Below are 16,953 nucleotides of genomic sequence, written 5' to 3' on the forward strand. Positions count from 1 at the left end.
CCCCAGGCCCGGCCCGGCTCACGCCGGTTCGTGCGTCCCGTCGCGGACCAGGGCGCGGGCCTGGGGGGAGGCCATCGGGCGGGCGAAGAGGTAGCCCTGGCCGAGCGGGCAGCCCATGGCGGCGAGCAGGTCGCGCTGCTCGGGGTGTTCGATGCCCTCGGCGATCACCTGGACGCCGAGGGTGTCGGCGATCCGGGTGATGCCCTCGACCAGGGCGTACTGCTGGGGCGAGTGGCCGAGGCCGTCGATGAAGGACTTGTCGATCTTGAGCAGTGAGATCGGGAACTCGCGCAGGTAGGACAGCGAGGAGTAGCCGGTGCCGAAGTCGTCGATGGCGATCCCGACGCCGAGGCCGGACAGGGTGGCCATGTCGGCGTGGATCCGGTCGTCGCGGCGCATCAGCACGGACTCGGTGAGCTCCAGGACGAGGGTGTGCGGGTCGATGCCGGAGCCGGCCAGGGCCCGGCGGACCACGTCCACGAAGCCGGCGTCGCGGAACTGCCGGGCCGAGACGTTGACGTTGACCCGCAGCGGCGGCCGTCCGGTGGCCGTCCGCAGCTCGGAGCTCGCGGCCTGCCAGGCGGCGACCTCGTGCGCCGCGCGTTCCAGCACCCAGGCGCCGAGCGGGACGATCTGGCCGCTCTCCTCGGCGAGGGCGATGAACTCGTCGGGCGGCACCATGCCGCGCCGGTCGTGAGGCCAGCGGACCAGGGCCTCGAAGGAGACCAGATCGCCCGAGCGCAGGTCGACGATCGGTTGGTAGTACAGCTGGAAGGCCGATTCGGCGATCGCCGAGTCCAGGTGCTCGTTCAGCTCGTGCCGCTCGACCATCCCGGTCTGGAGGGCCGTCCGGTAGTGGCGCCACTGGCGGCGGCCGGCCGCCTTGGCGGAGTAAAGCGCGAGGTCGGCGTGGGCGAGCAGCTCGGTCGCGTCCACGCTGTCCTCGGTGGTCGCCACCCCGATGCTGGCCGTCACCCGGACGGCACCCGACTTGAGCTGGAACGGTTCGGCGAACAGGGCCAGCACGCCCGCCGCGATGGTGTCCACGTCGGCGGGCCGCCGGGCGTCCTCCACCAGCACGGCGAACTCGTCGCCGCCGAGCCGGGCGGCGGTGTCCGAGGCGCGCAGCGCGGTGGAGATCCGCAGCGAGACGGCGACCAGCAGCTCGTCGCCGACCGCGTGGCCCTGGGTGTCGTTGACCACCTTGAAGTCGTCCAGGTCGATGAAGAGCACCCCGGTGACGGCCCCGCTGCGCTCGCTCCGGGAGAGCGCGTGCCCGACCCGGTCCAGGAACAGCACCCGGTTGGCCAGGCCGGTCAGCGCGTCGTGGAAGGCCCGGTGGGTCAGCTCGCGCTCCATCTGCCGCTGCTCGGTCACATCGCGCAGGGTGAGCACCAGGGCGCCGACGGTCGGGTCCGCGCGCAGATCGTCGAAGCGGACCTCGGCCTCGATCGGGGTGCGGTCCTGGCGCAGCAGCCGCCAGTGCTCGCGGGGCTGATCGCCGCGCGGCGGGCCGCTCGCCTCGCGCATCCGGGCCAGCGCCCCGGCGACCGTGCGGCTGTCCTCGGGCGGGACGAGGTCGGTCAGCAGGGTGCCCGCCAGGTCCGGGCGGCCGAGCACCGTCGCGGCGGAGGGGGAGGCGTAGCGCACGCTGTCGTCGGCGTCGAGGATCAGGATGACGTCGCTGGCGTTCTGCACCAGGGTGCGGAAGTACAGCTCGCTGTTGCGGCGGATGACCTCCCGGCTCAGCACCACCCGCTCGACGGCGAGGGCCGCCTGCGCGGCGAGGATCTCCAGCGAGCCCCAGAGGCTGGTCAGCTCCTGCTCGGTGCCGGTGACGGCGAGCGCGCCGATCAGCGGGTCGCCGGAGGGACGCTCGGCCAGGGTCAGCGGGCAGACCAGGGCGTACGGCATCCGGCCGAGGCGAGTGGCGAGGTCGCGGTCGGACGAGCCGGGGCGGGGGGCGAGGTCGCCGTCGGAGGGGCCGGGCCCGTGCAGGCCGAGCGATGCGACGGGCAGCAGCCGGGTCTCCCGGGCGGCCGCGAGCGCGAGCACCCGGTCGGACTGGGCGGCGCCCCCCGGCGCGGGCCGGGCCTCGCCGCCCTCGGCGTGCCGGACGTGCAGCACCCCGGCCTCGGCGACGGCGAGCAGGGCGACGTGTCCGGGCTCGGCCGGCATCAGGGTGGAGGCGGCGGCCTGGACGCCGTCGGCGACCTCCTCCACCGTGACGGCGGCGGTCAGCCGGGCGCCCGCCTCGCGCAGCGCCCGCTCGCGGGCGACGGCCTGCCGGCGGGCGGAGACGACCACCGCCAGCCGGGCCAGCACCAGCAGGTAGAGCAGGGCGGAGAAGGCGCCGATCACACCCGCGTTGCTGGTGTTGCCGGCCAGCGCCTCGATGATCAGGATCGCCGGGGCGATCAGCGAGGCGAGGGTGAGCAGCACCAGTCGGGAGGTGCTCAGGTCCGGCTGCTGGGTGGGCACCGGTCTGGTCAGCTCGACCATCGACGGGTGCAGCGCGGCCGCGCCCCAGGCGGTGTAGAAGGCGGCCCAGCCGAGCTCGACGGCCGTGCCGATGTGCCAGGTGCCGTGCAGCTGGATCAGCCCGTACAGCACGTCGGAGACCAGGATGCCGAGCGAGCCGACGGCGAGCAGCTGCAGTGAGCGGGAGTTGCCGCCGCGCGGGGTCAGCAGGCGCAGCAGCAGGGCCAGGATGACGACGTCGCCGAGCGGATAGGAGATCGAGACGGCCTTCTGGAACCAGCCGAGGTCCGGGTTCCGGGCGTACGGGAGGATCAGGTAGATCCAGGCGAGCAGGCCCAGCCCGATGGTGGGGATGAGTGCGTCGAGCAGCCCGGCACGGTCCTGACGGGCCGTGCGCCAGCGGATGAAGCCCAGCAGGCCGACCGCGTACAGCACGTACTCGGCGAGGTAGAAGCCGTCCGCGACGGAGGGGAACGGATTGGACAGGTGCAGGATGTCCAGCTGGACGGCCTGCACCACCTCGCCCGCGGTGAAGCTGAGGTTGGCGAGCGCCAGCACGTACCAGAACCGCGCGTGCGCGGGGCGGTTGAGGCGGACGCCGGCCACGATGGCGGCGACGCCGCCGAGGCCGATGCCCGTCCACCAGACGATCCGCTGGCTCGGATTCGCGTAGTAGATGCCGATGAACAGCATCATCCAGAGCAGGTAACAGACCATCAGGCGTCGGCGCCGGCGAGTCAACGAGGTACCTCCTCCGCGACACCACCCCGCCGGTCGGGCAGGGGAGTTCGGGCGAGGACGGGACGGGCGAAAGGATTCGCGCAAAAGTGGACTCTCGCGCAAAGGTGGGGCGCCCGGTCGGGGTGAGACCGGACGTCCTCCCTGGGGCGCGAGTGCGTATAGTCGGAAATGTCGCACTCCCCAGCATTCTGCCGCCACAGCACGAGGTCAAGCCGGTGGACGACGCAGCAGACAGCGCACAGGGCGCACGAACGGAAGTGGGCTCCGGCCGTCACGCCGTGGTCCGCAACGGCAACGGTCAGTATGCGATCTGGCCGGGGGACTTGACCGTTCCGGCCGGCTGGCGACAGGTCCACGGACCGGCCGGGCGGGCCGACTGCCGGGCCTGGGTGGAGCGGGAATGGCGACCGGCCGGGCTGGGCATCCCCGGCGGCACCCCCGTACGGCGGGAGGCGGCCGGATGCGCCGACACGGTGCACGGGCTGTTCCGCGCGCGGGCGGCGCACGACCCGCGGGCCCTCGCCGTCGTCGCCGCCGACGCCACCCTGGACTACCGCGAACTCGACCTGCGCAGCGACCGGTTGGCCGCCGCGCTGCGGGCGGCCGGGACCGGGCCGGAGCAGGTGGTGCCGGTCTGCCTGGACCGCGGCGCGGGGCTGGTGACCGCCTGGCTGGCCGTGCTCAAGGCGGGCGGCGCCTTCCTGCCGCTGGACCCGGCCCACCCGCCGCGACGGCTGGCCCGACTGGTCGAGGACTGCGGGGCGCGAGTGGCGGTCGCGGACGGTGACGGGTTCCACGGGGCCGCGGGGGTGGCGGTGTTGACGCCGGACGGGGCCTGCGAGGCGGCGCCCCAGCCGTTCACCGGGCCGGGGGAGTTCCCGCTCGACGACGGCGCCGTCCCGGACGACCTCGCGTACCTCATCTACACCTCCGGCACGACCGGCCGCCCCAAGGGCGTCCCGGTCACCCACCGTGCGCTGCTCTTCACCCTCGACCGGATCGTCCACGCCTACCGGCTGCGCCCGGGCGAACGCGTCCTGCAACTGGCCGCGCTGGGCTCCGACACCGCACTGGAACAGGTCTTCGGCGCACTCCTCGCGGGCGCCACCGTGGTGCTGGGCGGCGGCGGGAGCGCGGGCGGCACCTGGGCGCCCACCGAACTGGCCGGCCGGCTGCCCGAGCTGGGCCTGGCCGTCGCCGACTTCACCCCCGCCTACTGGCACCACCTGCTCGACCTGCTCCCGCCCGGCGGCCCCGGCCCGCGGGAACTGCGGCTGGTGGTGGTCGGCGGGGACGCCGTGCACACCGACGACTGTCGGCACTGCCTGGACCGGCTGCCCGGCGTACGGCTGCTCAACGCGTACGGGGTCACCGAGGCGGCCGTCACCTCCACGCTCTGCGAGGTCACCGCGGAACTGCTCGGTGCGGGGCCTGGTGGGCCGGGGAGCGCGGGGCCGCCGGGCGCCGCCGCACCGGTGCCGATCGGGCGGCCGCTGCCCGGGGTGCGGGTGCACGTGCTGGACGCGCGGCTGCGCCCCGTCCGGCCGGGGGAGAAGGGGCAGATCCACCTCGGCGGGCCCGGCCTCGCCCGCGGCTACTGGCGGCAGGTCGGCCTCACCGCGGAGTCCTTCGTGCCCGACCCGTACGCGCCGCTGCCCGGCGAGCGGATGTACCGCACCGGCGACGCCGGGCGCTGGCGGGAGGACGGGCGACTGGAGATCCTCGGCCGCTTCGACGAGCAGGTGAAGGTGCGCGGGCACCGGGTGGACCCGGCCGAGGTCGAAGCCGTCCTGGCCGCGCACCCGGACGTCCGGCAGGCGCGGGTCGCGGCCGACGGGCGGGCGGCGGACGGCAGCCGGGCACTCACGGCGTACTACACGCTCTCCGCCGGGGCGGCCGGCGGGGCGGCGCGGATCCGGGAGTTCCTGGCCGAGCGGCTGCCGGAGTACCTGGTGCCGGCCGGGTACGTGCCGCTGGAGGAGATGCCGCTCACCGCGGCGGGGAAGATCGACCGGCGGCGGCTGCCGCGGGCTCCGGTGCGGTCGGCGTCGGTTCCTGTGCCGGCCGTCGCGGGGGCGGGCGCGGGCGCGGGTGCGGGTGCGGGGGCGGGTGTGACCGAGGGGGCCGTCGGGCAGCTGTGGGCGGAGCTGCTCGGGGTCGAACGGGTCGGCCCCGAGGGTGACTTCTTCGCGCTCGGCGGCACCTCGCTGCTCGCGATGGAGATGCTGGCCCGGGCCCGGATCATGTTCGGCATCGACGTCGGGCAGGTGCGGACGCTCACCCGGGCGCTGCTGCGCGAGCCCGTGCTGCGGGCCTTCGCCGAGGCCCTGCGGGCCGCGCGTACGGAGGCCGCCGGGGACGCCTCGCGCGGTGCCGGGGAGGCCGGTGTCGACTGGTTCGCGGAGGCCCGGCTCACCGAGGACATCCGGCAGCCCTGGAACCCGGCGCCCTCCCGTGCCGACCCCGCCGAGATCCTGCTCACCGGCGCCACCGGCTTCTGCGGTGCCCACCTGCTGGACGCGCTGCTCACCACCACCCGGGCGCGGATCCACTGCCTGGTCCGGGCGCCCGACGAGGAGCACGCGCTGGAGCGGCTGAGGGCCGCACAGCAGCGCTTCCTGCGGCGCGACCTCGCCGACCGGCGGGTGGTGCCGCTGGTCGGCGACCTCACCCGGCCGAAGCTAGGGCTGACCGATCATCAATTCACATGGCTGTCAGGCGCGTTGGATGCCATTCACCACCTCGGCGGGCAGGTCAACTTCCTCTACCCGTACCACCAGCTGCGGGCGGCCAACGTCGGCGGCACCCGGGAGGTGGTCCGGCTCGCCGGGCACAGCCGGGGCATCCCGGTGCACTACCTCTCCACCCTCGCGGTGCTGGCCGGCTTCGGCGCGGCGGGCGTCCCGAAGGTCACCGAGCGCACCCCGCTCGCCCACCCGGAACGGCTCGGCGTCGGCTACGTCGAGAGCAAGTGGGTCGCCGAGCGGCTGCTGCACGACGCGGCCGCCGCCGGGCTTCCGGTCACCGTGCTGCGCACCAACGACGTTACCGGGGACCTGGCGGACGGGGTGATGAACACCGGCACCGAACTGTGCGCGCTGATCGCCTACCTGGCCGACAGCGGGACCTGCCCGGACGTGCGGCTGCCGCTCGACTTCGTCCCCGCCGACCGGTTCGCCCGCGCCATCGCCCGCATCGCCGCCCACGCGCCCGCCGCCGGAGAGGCCTACCACCTCACCTCCCCGCGGCCCGGCGTGCTCGCCGACCTGGCCGAGCGGCTGCGCGCGCGCGGCCACCGGATCACCGAACTGCCCTACCGGGACTGGGTGCAGGGGCTGGTGCGGTTCGCCGCCGGGCGCCCGACCCACCCCATCGCGCCATTCGTCCCGCTGTTCGTGGACCGGGCTCCGGCCTCGGAGCTGTCGATCAGCGAGATGTACTTCCGGCCGACGTTCCCGCTCTTCGACCGGGCGAACGCGGACGCGGCGCTGGCCGGGAGCGGCATCGAACTGCCGCCGGTGGAAGCCCGGTTGATCGATCACTACCTGGCCTGGCTGGAGCGGGACGGGTTCCTGCGGGCGGCCGCGCCGTGACCGCCTTCGACGCGCTGGACCTGCGACTCGCCCCCGGTGACGGTCCGGTGGCCTTCGGTGGGACGCTCGGGGCCGAGGAGCTGCTCGCGGCGTACCGGCGAGGACTGTTCCCGCTGCCCGCGGCGGACCTGTACGCGAGCGCGTACAACGAGGCGGTGTACGGGGGCGACGTCGAGGCGGGCCGAGTGGCGCTGCTGCCGGGCGGGCCGGACCCGTACGCGCTGGCCTGGTGGTCGCCCGACCCCCGGCCGGTGATCGCGCCCGACGGCGTCCGGCTGGGCGGTCGGCTGGCGCGCCGGCTGCGCAACCGGCTCGGGTGGCGCACGAGCGCCGACCGGGCCTTCGGGCAGGTGCTGGCGGCGTGCGCCGAGGGTCGTCAACCCGTGTGGCTGACCGAGGAGTTGGCGGCGGCGCTGGTGCGACTGCACGAGCTGGGGGTGGCGCACAGCGGGGAGGTGTGGGAGGGGGAGGAGCTGGTCGGTGGGGTGTTCGGGGTCGCGGTCGGGCCGGTGCTGAGCCTGGACTCGATGTTCCACCGCCGCCCGGACGCCGCCCGGGTCGCCGTCGCCGACCTCGGCGCGCGGTTCGGCGCGGCGGGCGGGCGGCTGCTCGACGCGCAGTGGGACGGACCGCATGTGCGAAGCCTCGGGGCCGTGCCGATGGCGCGCTCGCGGTACCTCGGGGAGCTGTCCGGCGGGGCCGTGGCGGGCGCGCTGGACGGGACGCTGCTTCCGGCGGCGCGACTGGGCTGACCTGCGATTAAACCTTCGCGGGGCGGCGTTCTCGGCCTGTCGCACCCCGGTCATCGAGGGCAAGCTGCCGCTGCCGCCAGGCGGCGGTAGCTGGCATGGCGTCACCCATGGGCCCCCTGGCCGGCTTTCCGGTCAGGGGGCCTTGTCGTCGGTGGGCCCCGATCCGGCCGGAAGGGGAAGCGCAAGCCGGCCCCAACCGCTCTGTCGGTGGCGCGCGTTACGGTGCCGGGCATGAGCGACTACGACTGGATCCATGAGGGTGTCATCGCGTGGCTGGAAGGATGGCCCGGCCGCGAGGACGAGACCGTCCTGGTGTACTACCGGGGGACCACCCGGGCCGCCCTGACCGGTCGGCAGCCACCCGGGGCTGGACGGCGTCGCCCGCGTCACCGTCGCGCCCGAACCGGAGGCCGTCGCCGCCGAGATCTCCCGGCTGGCCGCGACGCACGGGAAGTAGCCCCCTGTCCGGCCGTTGATCACGGCATGGGAGAGTCGGGAGGTGACTGACCGTCCGTCCTTGGGGGAGAAACGTGTCCGCACCCGCCGATTCGATGCCGAGCCACCGGCAGATCGAGAACCTGATCGCGCGTTACGCCGAACTCGTGGACGACGGCGACTTCGTGGGGCTCGGCGCGCTGCTCGCCGACGCCACCTTCGTCGGCAGCGGGGCGCCGGTGAGCGGCGGCGAGGCGATCGAGGCGATGTTCCGGGGCCTGCTGATCGTGTACGCCGACGGCACGCCGCGGACCCAGCACGTCACCGGCAATGTGGCGGTCGAGGTCGATGAGAACGCGGGGACGGCGGCCGCCCGCTCGTACGTCACCGTGTTCCAGTCGCTGCCCGACTTCCCGCTGCAAGCCATCGCGGCCGGCCGCTACCGCGACGGCTTCGCGCGCGGGGAGGACGGGCGGTGGCGGTTCGTGGAGCGGCAGGCGCGGATCACCATGTTCGGCGATGTGAGCCGCCACCTGCGGCAGTAGGGTTCGCCGTTCGGAACCACGGAGAGCCGGGGGCGGCGGTGCGGGAGCGGTTGGCGGGTGCGGCGCGGGCCGCGCTGGGCGACGGGCGGCGGCTGACGGCCGCCGAGCGGCTGGCGGGCGGCAGCAAGAAGGGCGTGTACCGCCTGGTGATGGACGACGGGACATCGGCGATCGCCTACCGGTGGGCGGCCGCCGAGAACTACTGGCCGGCGGCCGGCCTCGCACGGCGCCTCCTGCGAGGGTGTCGTGCCGGAGCGCGCGCTGGGCGACCTCGCGCAGGCGGCGGCGCGCGACGCCCGGATCGACCGGGCCCGCGAGCGGTTGGCGGAGCGGCTGCTGCGCCTGGCGGCGGCGGTGCGGCCGCGCGCGGAGTACGTGGTGGTGCACGGCGAACTGGGGCCCGACCACGTGCTGGTGGCCGCGGACGGCAGCCCGGTGCTGATCGACATCGAGGGCGCGATGTACTTCGACGTCGAGTGGGAGCACGTCTTCCTGCGGATCCGCCTGGGCGAGGCCGACGACCGGCCGCTCGCGGCGGACGGACTGGACGAGGACCGGCTCGCCCTCTAAACCCTGGCGCGGCGGCTCTCGCTGACGGCGGGGCCGCTGCGGCTGCTGGACGGGGACTTCCCGGCGCGCGAGGCGATGGCGGGCATCGCCGAGCACAACCTGCGGCAGGCGCTGGAACTGCTCGGCGACTGAGCCCTGTCGGCGGGAACGCGACCGGGGCGGTGCTCCGTGAGGAACACCGCCCCGGCCCCGGCTATCGGTGACGGGCCGTCAGTCGGGTCAGTTCGACTCGTAGTAGCCCTGGAGGTCGACCAGGACGTCGACGTTCTGCCAGCCCTGGTTCCAGAAGTCGACGATGCCGCCCCGGCCGCCGGAGGTCTGGGCGAGGTTCGGAACGGTCTGGCCGGCCGTCCAGTTCAGCGTCGAGGAGACCGGACGGTCCGGGGTGACCGCGGTGTGGTTGAGGTAGTTGGACCAGAGGTTCGGGTCGGGGTTGACCGACAGGAAGCCCGGGCCGCTGGTGTTGGTGACGGTGGCGTTCAGCACCCAGCCGTCGACCTGGGGGACGGTGACGTCGCCCTCCAGGCTGAGCGCGATGTAGCTGCGGGCGAAGAGCGGGTTGGGCTTGCCGCTGTCGTCGGGCATGCGGGTGTCCATGAGCCGGACCGGCGAGCCGATCGGCACCAGGGCCGAGCGGCTGGCGGGGGTGTAGTAGCCGACGACGTCGAGCACCACGTCGGTCGGCTTCCAGCTGCCGTTGCGGATGGTGATCCTGCCGTCCGCGCTGACCGGCACGATCGCCGCGTTGGCGACGGTCTGGCCCCCGGTGAAGTTCAGGTTGGACGTGGTCGGCACCGCCTGCCCGCTGGGGTAGGCGATCAGGTGGCCGGCGTCCTGGGGGCCGGTGGCCGTCAGGTTGACCGCCACGGCGGTGACCCCGGCGGGCACGCCGTTGCGACCGGTCATCTGGACGTCGAAGCTGCTCAGCCCGGGGACCTGGCCCTTGGCCGCGCCGAGGCCCTCGCGGGTGTCGACGACGCGGGTCTGCGTCACGGACCTGTAGCCGCTGGCGGTCTTGGCGGCGAAGTAGCCGGTGACGTCGGCGAGCAGGTCGATCGACTGCCAGCTCGAATTGAAGAGGTAGACGTAGCCGTCGTAGCCGACACTGGCCACCACCAGGTTCGGGACGGTCTGGCCGGCGACGAAGTTCAGGTTCGACGTCTCGGCGGTCTCGGCCTTGGCCTTCGTGGGCTGGATGGAGATGTGGCCGTCCGACGTGGCGTTGGTGACGGTGACGTTGAGCACCACCGCGTCGACCCCGACGGGGATCTGGGCGGCACCGTCGATCTTCAGGGCCACCGTGCTGCGGGCGGGGACCTTGGTCGCCGGGGCGCCGAGGCCCGAGCGGGTGTCCAGCAGCCGGGTGGGGGTGTGCGGGGTGAACTCGGAGCCGAGGGTCTCCACCGTGACGGTGTTCGTGGCCTCGACGGCGTTCCCGGCGTCCTTCGCGGTGACCGTGATGTCGAAACGGCCGACCGAGGCGTACTTGTGGCTGGTGGTGCGCTTGTCCAGCCCGCCGCCGGAGACGGAGGTGGTGAAGGCGCTCGTCGTCCCGTCGCCCCAGGCGATGGTGACGGCGACGGTGCCGCTGGTGCTCGGGGTGAGCTGGGTTTCGAGGTCCATGCCGTGCGCGCTGGTGACCGAGGCGTGCAGACCGACGCCGATGGTCGAGGCGAGCGGCGCGGCGGCCGGCGCGCCCTGGGCGGGCGCCGCGGCCCGGGCACCGGCCTTCGGGGTGACGACGGTGTGGTCGGCGGCGCTGTCGTAGGTCTTGGGCGGCAGCTTCTTGAGCGCCTCCAGCCCGGCCGCCTTCCCGGCGGTGGGCGCGGCGGGCCCGGAGGCGAGTGCCGAGCCGCCGGGGCCGGCCGCCTGGGCGGTCCCGGACGTGGCCAGACCGACACCGGCCGCCACGAAGGCGGCGAGAACCACAAGTCGGCGATTGTGCACCGATTCCCCCACAGTTGTGTGAATGTGCGAACGGATTCCACACAGTTCGAATGTGCGTTCAGAGGGTACAGGTCGTTCGCGTTCCGCGGGACCTGGTTTTTCGCGGCGATCGGCCCGTGGACGATTGATGAATTGACGTCGCTTTTGTGTGCTGTCACCGGTTCGGGGGAATTGCCGGTCTCCTTCTGGCATGGACAGGACGTCAGGGGAATCCATCGCCCCGAAAGGGCGTCGAAACGGGTCGCGCGCCCTCGGAAGGGAGAACAGTCATGCGTCGTCGGATCGCAACGGTCGGCATGCTGGCCGCGGCCGGTGTGCTCGCGCTCGCCGTGCCCGCGCAGGCAGCGACGGGGACCTTGGTGGTGAACGGGGTGGTGAAGCAGAATCCGGCTCGGGGGTGTTACTCGACGGTGTCGCCGGTGGTCGTCCAGAACCTCACGGACTCGACGGTCGACGTCTATTCCGCGGCGAACTGTCAGGGGGCGTTGACGAGGGAGATCGCGCCCGGGATGGCCGCGGCGACGGTCGGATTCAGTTACTTCGTCAACTGATGTCCGAATAGGTCCGAGGAGTGGGAAGTCGGCCCGGTCGACTTCCCGCTCCGCCGAGCAGGTCCGGCGGGGCGGGGGCCGACGGGTCCGGCGGGTCGGACGGATCGGGTCGGACGGATCGGGGTGGGTGGATGGGGGTGGGTGGGGTGGCTGGGTCTGGCGGGAAGCACTATCGCGATATATCGTGAATCACTGTCGCGTTGCCCACCTCGCCGCGCGGAGACCATCGTCGAGCTCAGGACGGGAATCATGCCGGGAGAGATCGTGCCCGCCGGGTCGCAGGGCGCCCACGGTCCGCAGTCGGGGCTGCGGGCCTCCCATGCCGACCGGGACCGGACGGCCGAGCTGTTGCGGGTCGCGGCGGGCGACGGCCGGCTGACCGCGGAGGAGCTGGACGAGCGCCTGGAGCTCGCCCTGTCCGCCCGGACGATCGGCGAACTGGCCCGGCTCACCGCCGACTTGCCCGCCGTGTCGGTCTCCGTCGACGGCGTGGTGGTGGCGGAGGTCAAGGACGTCCTGCGGATCGACCAGCGGTGGAGCCCGGTCAGGCGAGAGGGGCGCTGGGTGGTGCCGCGCCGGCTGGAACTGTTCGTGGAGTGGTGCGAGGTGACGCTCGACTTCACCCAGGCGGTGATCACGCATGACACCCTGCTGATCGACCTGGACATGGACGGCAAGACCCTGACACTGATCACCGGGCCGGGCGTCGTGGTGGACACCGACGGCCTGACCGTGGAGTTCGCCCGGGTCAGGAACGACCGGGCGGCGGACCAGGGCGGGCCGACCGCCCTGCGGGTGGAGCTGGTCGGCCGCAAACGGCACGGCCGGATCGTCGTACGGCCGTCGAAGCGGCCGGTCGGCCGGTGGCTGCGGCGCAGGCCCCCGGCCCTGCCGACCGGGGGCTGAACTGCCCGCCGCCCGGAAGGCGTTCGTGTCGTTCACCGCAACCGTCGAGGGATCACCCCGGCCTCCCTTACCCTTCCTCCATGCTCTCCGTGGTGGTAGCCCCCTGGGCGGGCGACTCTAAGCCGGTGTTCACCCGCAACCCCGACGTGTTGCACGACGCCGCGAGCACGATGAAGGTCGCGGTGCTCGCGGCGCTCTGCCGCAGTGGCGTCAACCTCGACGCCGAGGTGCCGGTGGTGAACCGCTTCGAGTCCGTCGTGGGCGGCGAGTTCGGCAACGACCCGGACTGGGACAGCGATCCGCTGCCCTGGGAGCTGCTGGGCACCCATGTGCCGCTGCGGCTGCTCGCCGAGCGGATGATCACCCACTCCTCCAACCTCGCCACCAACCTCTGCCTGGCCCGCACCACCCAGCAGGCCGTCTCCGACGTGTGGCGGCGCGCGGGGGCGACCCGCAGCTCCACCCCGCGCGGGATCGAGGACTACGCGGCGCGCGCCCGGGGCGTGCACAACCGGGTGAGCGCCCACGACCTGGTCCGGCTGCTGCGCTCGCTGGCCGGCGAGCCCGAACTGCTCGGCCTGCTCGAACAGAACGACTTCCGGGTCGACTTGGCCGCCGGCCTCCCGTCCAACACCCGGATCGCCTTCAAGAACGGCTGGTTCCCCGGCACCCGGCACAGCGTCGGCCTCGTCCAGTCGGCCGACTGCCCGCCGTACCTGATCGCCGTCTGCTACACCGGCCCGCTCGCCGACGGCACCGACCGCACCGATCCGGCGGCCCGGCTGCTCGCCCGGATCTCCAGGGCGGTGTGGGACCGGCGCGACCAGATCACCGCGCGAGCGCCGTCAGCCCCGCCAGCGCCGCTTCGTTCAGCAGGTTGATCCGTACGAACCCCTCGTGCCCGGTGAGTTCGAAGTACCGCTCGTCGAGCGCGAGCAGCCGCTCGGCCGGCGCGGCGACCCGGGCGAACAGGAAGTAGCCGCTGTCCACCGGGGCGGCGGCCCGCAGCGCGCCGCTGTGGGAGAGCCGCCGGTGGTTGGCCCGGATGTGGTCGACCAGCCGCCGGTTGCCCTCGCCGTCGAGCATCAGGTCGGCGGCCCGGTGGGCGAACAGACGGTCGGCCACCGTGACGTCCCCGTGCAGGTTGAGGTGCAGGTCGGCGAGTGGCTCGCGCAGGTGCGCGGGCGCCAGTAGGTGGGCGCAGCGGTAGCCGTGGACGGACAGGTACTTGGTGGGGCACACCATCCGCAGGGTGAGCTCGGGCGGCAGGGCGGCGCTCTCCTCGCGCCGGGCGCCGTCCCAGCGCAGGTACTGGAAGGTGCCGTCCACGAACACCAGTGACCCGGTGGCCCGTTGCCACTCGCCGATCCGCTTGACCAGCTCGGCCGGGACGGGCCGTCCGGCGTACCAGAGCGGGTCGGTGAGCAGCAGCACCGTCCGCTCGTCCGGCAATCGCGGCGCGAATCCCGGCTGACCGGCGTGCAGTTCGCTCACCCGGACCGGTTCGATGCCGAACTTCCGGAAGAAGTAGGCGAATTTGTAGTAGACGGGCGGCAGGTAGTGGACGCGCCGCACGCCGCTCAGGTGCAGCCAGGTGCAGAGGGTGCCGAGCAGGGCGCTGGAGCCGCCGGCCGGGATCACCTGCTCCGGCCGGTACTCCACCTCGTCGTACTCGGTGTGCAGCCGGGCGATCTTGGCCCGCAGGGCGTGGTCCTCGTCGATCGCCGAGTAGCGGGTGACGTCGCCGAGCAGGTACGGCGGGGTGTCGGCGAGCGGGCCCAGGTAGTCGGCGACGAAGGGGTGTCCGCCGTTGTAGTCGGAGACGAACAACCGCCCGTTCGGGTGCTGCCGTTCGCGCTCCACGGCCTCGTGCAGGTCGAGCATCCGGAACAGGGACGGCACCGTTCCCCCAGGGCGTCGGGATGGTCGGGACGGTCGCCAGCCTGCCCCGCGGTCGCGGTGGGCACAAGACCGCCCCCGACGCGCGGCGGGCTCGGCGGGGCGGCTCGACGGCGGCCCCACCGAACCCGAGGAGCCGTCAGTACGGCTGCACCAGGACGTGCGCGGCGCCCGGGACGCCGACCTCCAGCAGCTCGTCCTCCTCCGGCGTGGTCGCGGTGCCCGTCTCCTGCTTGAGAATCGCCCGGGACAGGGCCTGGACCCACATCGCGCGCGGGCGGCGGCGCTGCTCCCAGGCGGTGAGGGCGGCCGGGACGGTGTCGGCCTCGTCGAGGCTCTGGGCGAGCACCAGGGCGTCCTCGACGGCCATCGCGGCGCCCTGGGCCAGGTGCGGGGTGGAGGCGTGGGCGGCGTCGCCGGCGAGGACGATCCGGCCGACGTGCCAGGGCTCCTCGACGGTGACCTGGGAGATCCGCGAGTAGACCACCGCGGCCGGGTCGGTGATCTGCGCCAGTGCCTCGGCGATCGGGCCGCCGAAGCCGGCCAGGCGCTCGCGCAGCTGCTCGTGGGCGCGCTCCGGGTCCGGGCGGAAGTCCTCGGCCTCGGCGAAGACCGAGCCCAGGTACATCTGCTCCGCGCTGATCGGGGTGAGCAGCGCCTTGGCCCTGAGGTTGCCGGAGGACATCAGCACGCCCCGCAGCTCGGGCGAACGCGGCAGCGTGACGCGCCAGTTGGCGAAGCCGGTGTACTCGGGGGCGTACATCTCGCCGTACAGCCGGCGGCGCAGCGGGGAGCCGATGCCGTCGAAGCCGACGACGAGGTCGTAGCGGCCGCTGTGCCCGTCGGTCAGGGTGACGTCGACGCCGTCGGCGTCCTCGGCCAGGGTGTCGAGGGTGGTGCCGAAGCGGAGCGCGGCACCGGCCTTGGTGGCGGCGTCGGCGAGCACCCGGGCGAGTGCCGGGCGCGGGATGCCGTTGTTGGAGGGGGCGTCGCCCATCCGGGGCTGCGGGATGCTGGCGAGGGTGGCGCCGGCCGGGTCGCAGATGGTCAGCACCTCCCACTCGAAGCCGACGGACAGGCAGTCCTCCAGGACGCCTATCTCGCGCATCACGTGCAGGGCGTTGGACGGCTGGATGATGCCGACGCCGAGGGCCTCCAACTGCTCGCGCAGCTCGGCGACGTCGACCCGGTGGCCGCGCTTGGCGAGGGCGGTGGCGAGGGTGAGGCCGCCGATGCCGCCGCCGTGGACGAGGACGCGCAGGGGACTGGTCATGTGGAGTGCTCCGAAAGGAAGTTCAGCGAGGAGGTGCGGCGGACGGGTCGGGGGCGGACCGAGGGCGGACCGGGGACGGGTCGGGGACGGGTTCAGCCGGCGGGGGTCGCTGCGAGGTCCATCAGGTGGTCGACCAGGGCGAGCAGCAGGTCCCGTCCGAAGTCGCGCTCGCGCACGTCCCCGAGCAGCATCGGCACCTGCGGGTCGAGGTCGAGCGCGGCCCGGATCTCGTCGGGGGTCCGGGTGTTGGTGTTGTGGAAGCAGTTGATCGCGACCACGAACGGGATGCCCCGGCTCTCGAAGAAGTCGATGGAGGCGAAGCTGGTCTCCAGCCGGCGGGTGTCGGCGATGACGATCCCGCCGAGGGCGCCGTTGACCAGGTCGTTCCACATGAACCAGAAGCGTTCCTGGCCGGGCGTGCCGAACAGGTAGACGACCAGCTCGGGGCTGATCGTGATCCGGCCGAAGTCGAGCGCGACGGTGGTGGTGGTCTTCTGGTCGACGCCGGCCAGGTCGTCGACGCCGATGCTGGCCCGGGTCAGGTACTCCTCGGTGCGCAGCGGGGTGACCTCGCTGACCGAGCCGACCAGGGTGGTCTTGCCCACCCCGAAGCCGCCCGCGATCAGGATCTTGACCGCGGCGGGAGCCACCGGGGCGGCAGCGGCGGCGGGGTGGTCGGTGGCGGAGTGGGGCGTTGCCATGTTCAGAGTCTCCGGAGTCCTTCGCGTACGGCCGTGAGCAGGCCGAGGTCCATGCCTCCGGCGGCCCGGGCCACCGAGAGCGGCGCCCGGGCCTTCAGCAGGCCCTGGGCGACCAGGTCGCCCAGCAGGATCTTGGTGACCGAGACCGGGAGGTCCAGGCCCGCCGCCACCTCGGCGACGGCCGCCGGGCGGCGGCAGCGTTCCAGGATCAGCCGGTGCTCGGGCTGGATGCCGCGAGCACCGGCGCGGCTGCCCCGCGCCAGGGCCGCGTCGGCCTCCTCCTCGGCCGTGGTGAGCACGGTGATGAGGGTGAGGTCGTCGCGCTCGGGCGCGGTCCGGCCGCGGGTGATCGTGTACGGGCGCACCATGGTGCCCGACTCGTCGTGCGCGTCGTCCTCTTCCAGGTCGCTCCAGTGCGGCACCGCGCCGCGCCGCCAGTTGTCGTCCCAGCCGGACTGGGCGCCGGAGGCCGGATCAGCCGCCGGAGCGGGCCGCGGACCGGCCGGCCGGCCGTCCCCGGGGCCGTCCCCCCAGGCGTCGTTCCCGTGCGGGCCCACCT

At 73.7% G+C, this 16,953-nt stretch carries 12 protein-coding genes and 1 pseudogene; 7 read left to right on the top strand and 6 right to left on the bottom strand.

Annotated elements, in window-relative coordinates; all coding sequences use genetic code 11:
• Positions 1-18: 18 nt before the first annotated feature.
• Positions 19-3,222, bottom strand: a complete 3,204-nt coding sequence (locus QWJ13_RS14380) for a putative bifunctional diguanylate cyclase/phosphodiesterase (protein ID WP_316524497.1) — start codon at positions 3,220-3,222, stop codon at positions 19-21.
• 215 nt (positions 3,223-3,437) lie between these two features.
• Here QWJ13_RS14380 and QWJ13_RS14385 point away from each other — a divergent pair, with 215 nt between their 5' ends.
• The 4 genes and pseudogenes from QWJ13_RS14385 to QWJ13_RS14400 all read left to right on the top strand — a co-directional run bounded on the left by QWJ13_RS14385 (position 3,438) and on the right by QWJ13_RS14400 (position 9,249).
• Positions 3,438-6,815: an amino acid adenylation domain-containing protein gene (locus QWJ13_RS14385; protein ID WP_316524498.1), complete on the top strand. Its 3,378-nt coding sequence runs from the start codon at positions 3,438-3,440 to the stop codon at positions 6,813-6,815.
• Positions 6,812-7,567, top strand: a complete 756-nt coding sequence (locus tag QWJ13_RS14390) for a leucyl/phenylalanyl-tRNA--protein transferase (RefSeq protein ID WP_316524499.1) — start codon at positions 6,812-6,814, stop codon at positions 7,565-7,567. The genes QWJ13_RS14385 and QWJ13_RS14390 overlap by 4 nt, the downstream gene beginning before the upstream one ends.
• Before the next feature lie 530 nt (positions 7,568-8,097).
• Positions 8,098-8,547 carry a nuclear transport factor 2 family protein gene (locus QWJ13_RS14395; RefSeq protein ID WP_432277504.1) on the top strand — a complete coding sequence of 150 codons (450 nt, stop codon included), beginning with the start codon at positions 8,098-8,100 and terminating at the stop codon, positions 8,545-8,547.
• Positions 8,548-8,597: 50 nt separating this feature from the next.
• Positions 8,598-9,249: pseudogene (locus QWJ13_RS14400) on the top strand (phosphotransferase family protein).
• An 87-nt stretch (positions 9,250-9,336) separates the two neighbouring features.
• Here QWJ13_RS14400 and QWJ13_RS14405 read toward each other — a convergent pair.
• On the bottom strand, positions 9,337-11,046 hold the full coding sequence (locus QWJ13_RS14405) for a PKD domain-containing protein (protein WP_316524500.1): 1,710 nt from the start codon (positions 11,044-11,046) through the stop codon (positions 9,337-9,339).
• A 287-nt stretch (positions 11,047-11,333) separates the two neighbouring features.
• On the opposite strand from QWJ13_RS14405, the gene QWJ13_RS14410 reads away from it, so the two are divergent.
• The 3 genes from QWJ13_RS14410 (at position 11,334) to QWJ13_RS14420 (ending at position 13,402) form a co-directional block, all read left to right on the top strand.
• A complete protein-coding gene (locus QWJ13_RS14410) occupies positions 11,334-11,615 on the top strand; it encodes a hypothetical protein (RefSeq protein ID WP_316524503.1) in 282 nt (93 codons plus the stop codon).
• Positions 11,616-11,864: 249 nt separating this feature from the next.
• Positions 11,865-12,521 carry a DUF1707 SHOCT-like domain-containing protein gene (locus tag QWJ13_RS14415; protein WP_316524506.1) on the top strand — a complete coding sequence of 219 codons (657 nt, stop codon included), beginning with the start codon at positions 11,865-11,867 and terminating at the stop codon, positions 12,519-12,521.
• An 80-nt stretch (positions 12,522-12,601) separates the two neighbouring features.
• Positions 12,602-13,402: a serine hydrolase gene (locus tag QWJ13_RS14420; RefSeq protein ID WP_316524508.1), complete on the top strand. Its 801-nt coding sequence runs from the start codon at positions 12,602-12,604 to the stop codon at positions 13,400-13,402.
• On the opposite strand, the gene QWJ13_RS14425 is transcribed toward QWJ13_RS14420, so the two are convergent.
• From QWJ13_RS14425 to QWJ13_RS14440, 4 genes are all read right to left on the bottom strand, one after another.
• Positions 13,350-14,423, bottom strand: coding sequence for an aminotransferase class I/II-fold pyridoxal phosphate-dependent enzyme (locus QWJ13_RS14425; protein ID WP_316524511.1), 1,074 nt, complete (start codon positions 14,421-14,423; stop codon positions 13,350-13,352). The genes QWJ13_RS14420 and QWJ13_RS14425 overlap by 53 nt on opposite strands.
• Before the next feature lie 136 nt (positions 14,424-14,559).
• Positions 14,560-15,693: an FAD-dependent monooxygenase gene (locus QWJ13_RS14430; protein ID WP_316524512.1), complete on the bottom strand. Its 1,134-nt coding sequence runs from the start codon at positions 15,691-15,693 to the stop codon at positions 14,560-14,562.
• Between the two features lie 92 nt (positions 15,694-15,785).
• Positions 15,786-16,394: a GTP-binding protein gene (locus QWJ13_RS14435; RefSeq protein ID WP_316524514.1), complete on the bottom strand. Its 609-nt coding sequence runs from the start codon at positions 16,392-16,394 to the stop codon at positions 15,786-15,788.
• Positions 16,395-16,396: 2 nt separating this feature from the next.
• Complete coding sequence (locus QWJ13_RS14440; RefSeq protein WP_432277505.1) at positions 16,397-16,951, bottom strand: DUF742 domain-containing protein; 555 nt, start codon at positions 16,949-16,951, stop codon at positions 16,397-16,399.
• Between the last annotated feature and the right edge of the window lie 2 nt (positions 16,952-16,953).

It is taken from the genome of Kitasatospora brasiliensis (assembly GCF_032654805.1).
Lineage (GTDB): Bacteria > Actinomycetota > Actinomycetes > Streptomycetales > Streptomycetaceae > Kitasatospora > Kitasatospora brasiliensis.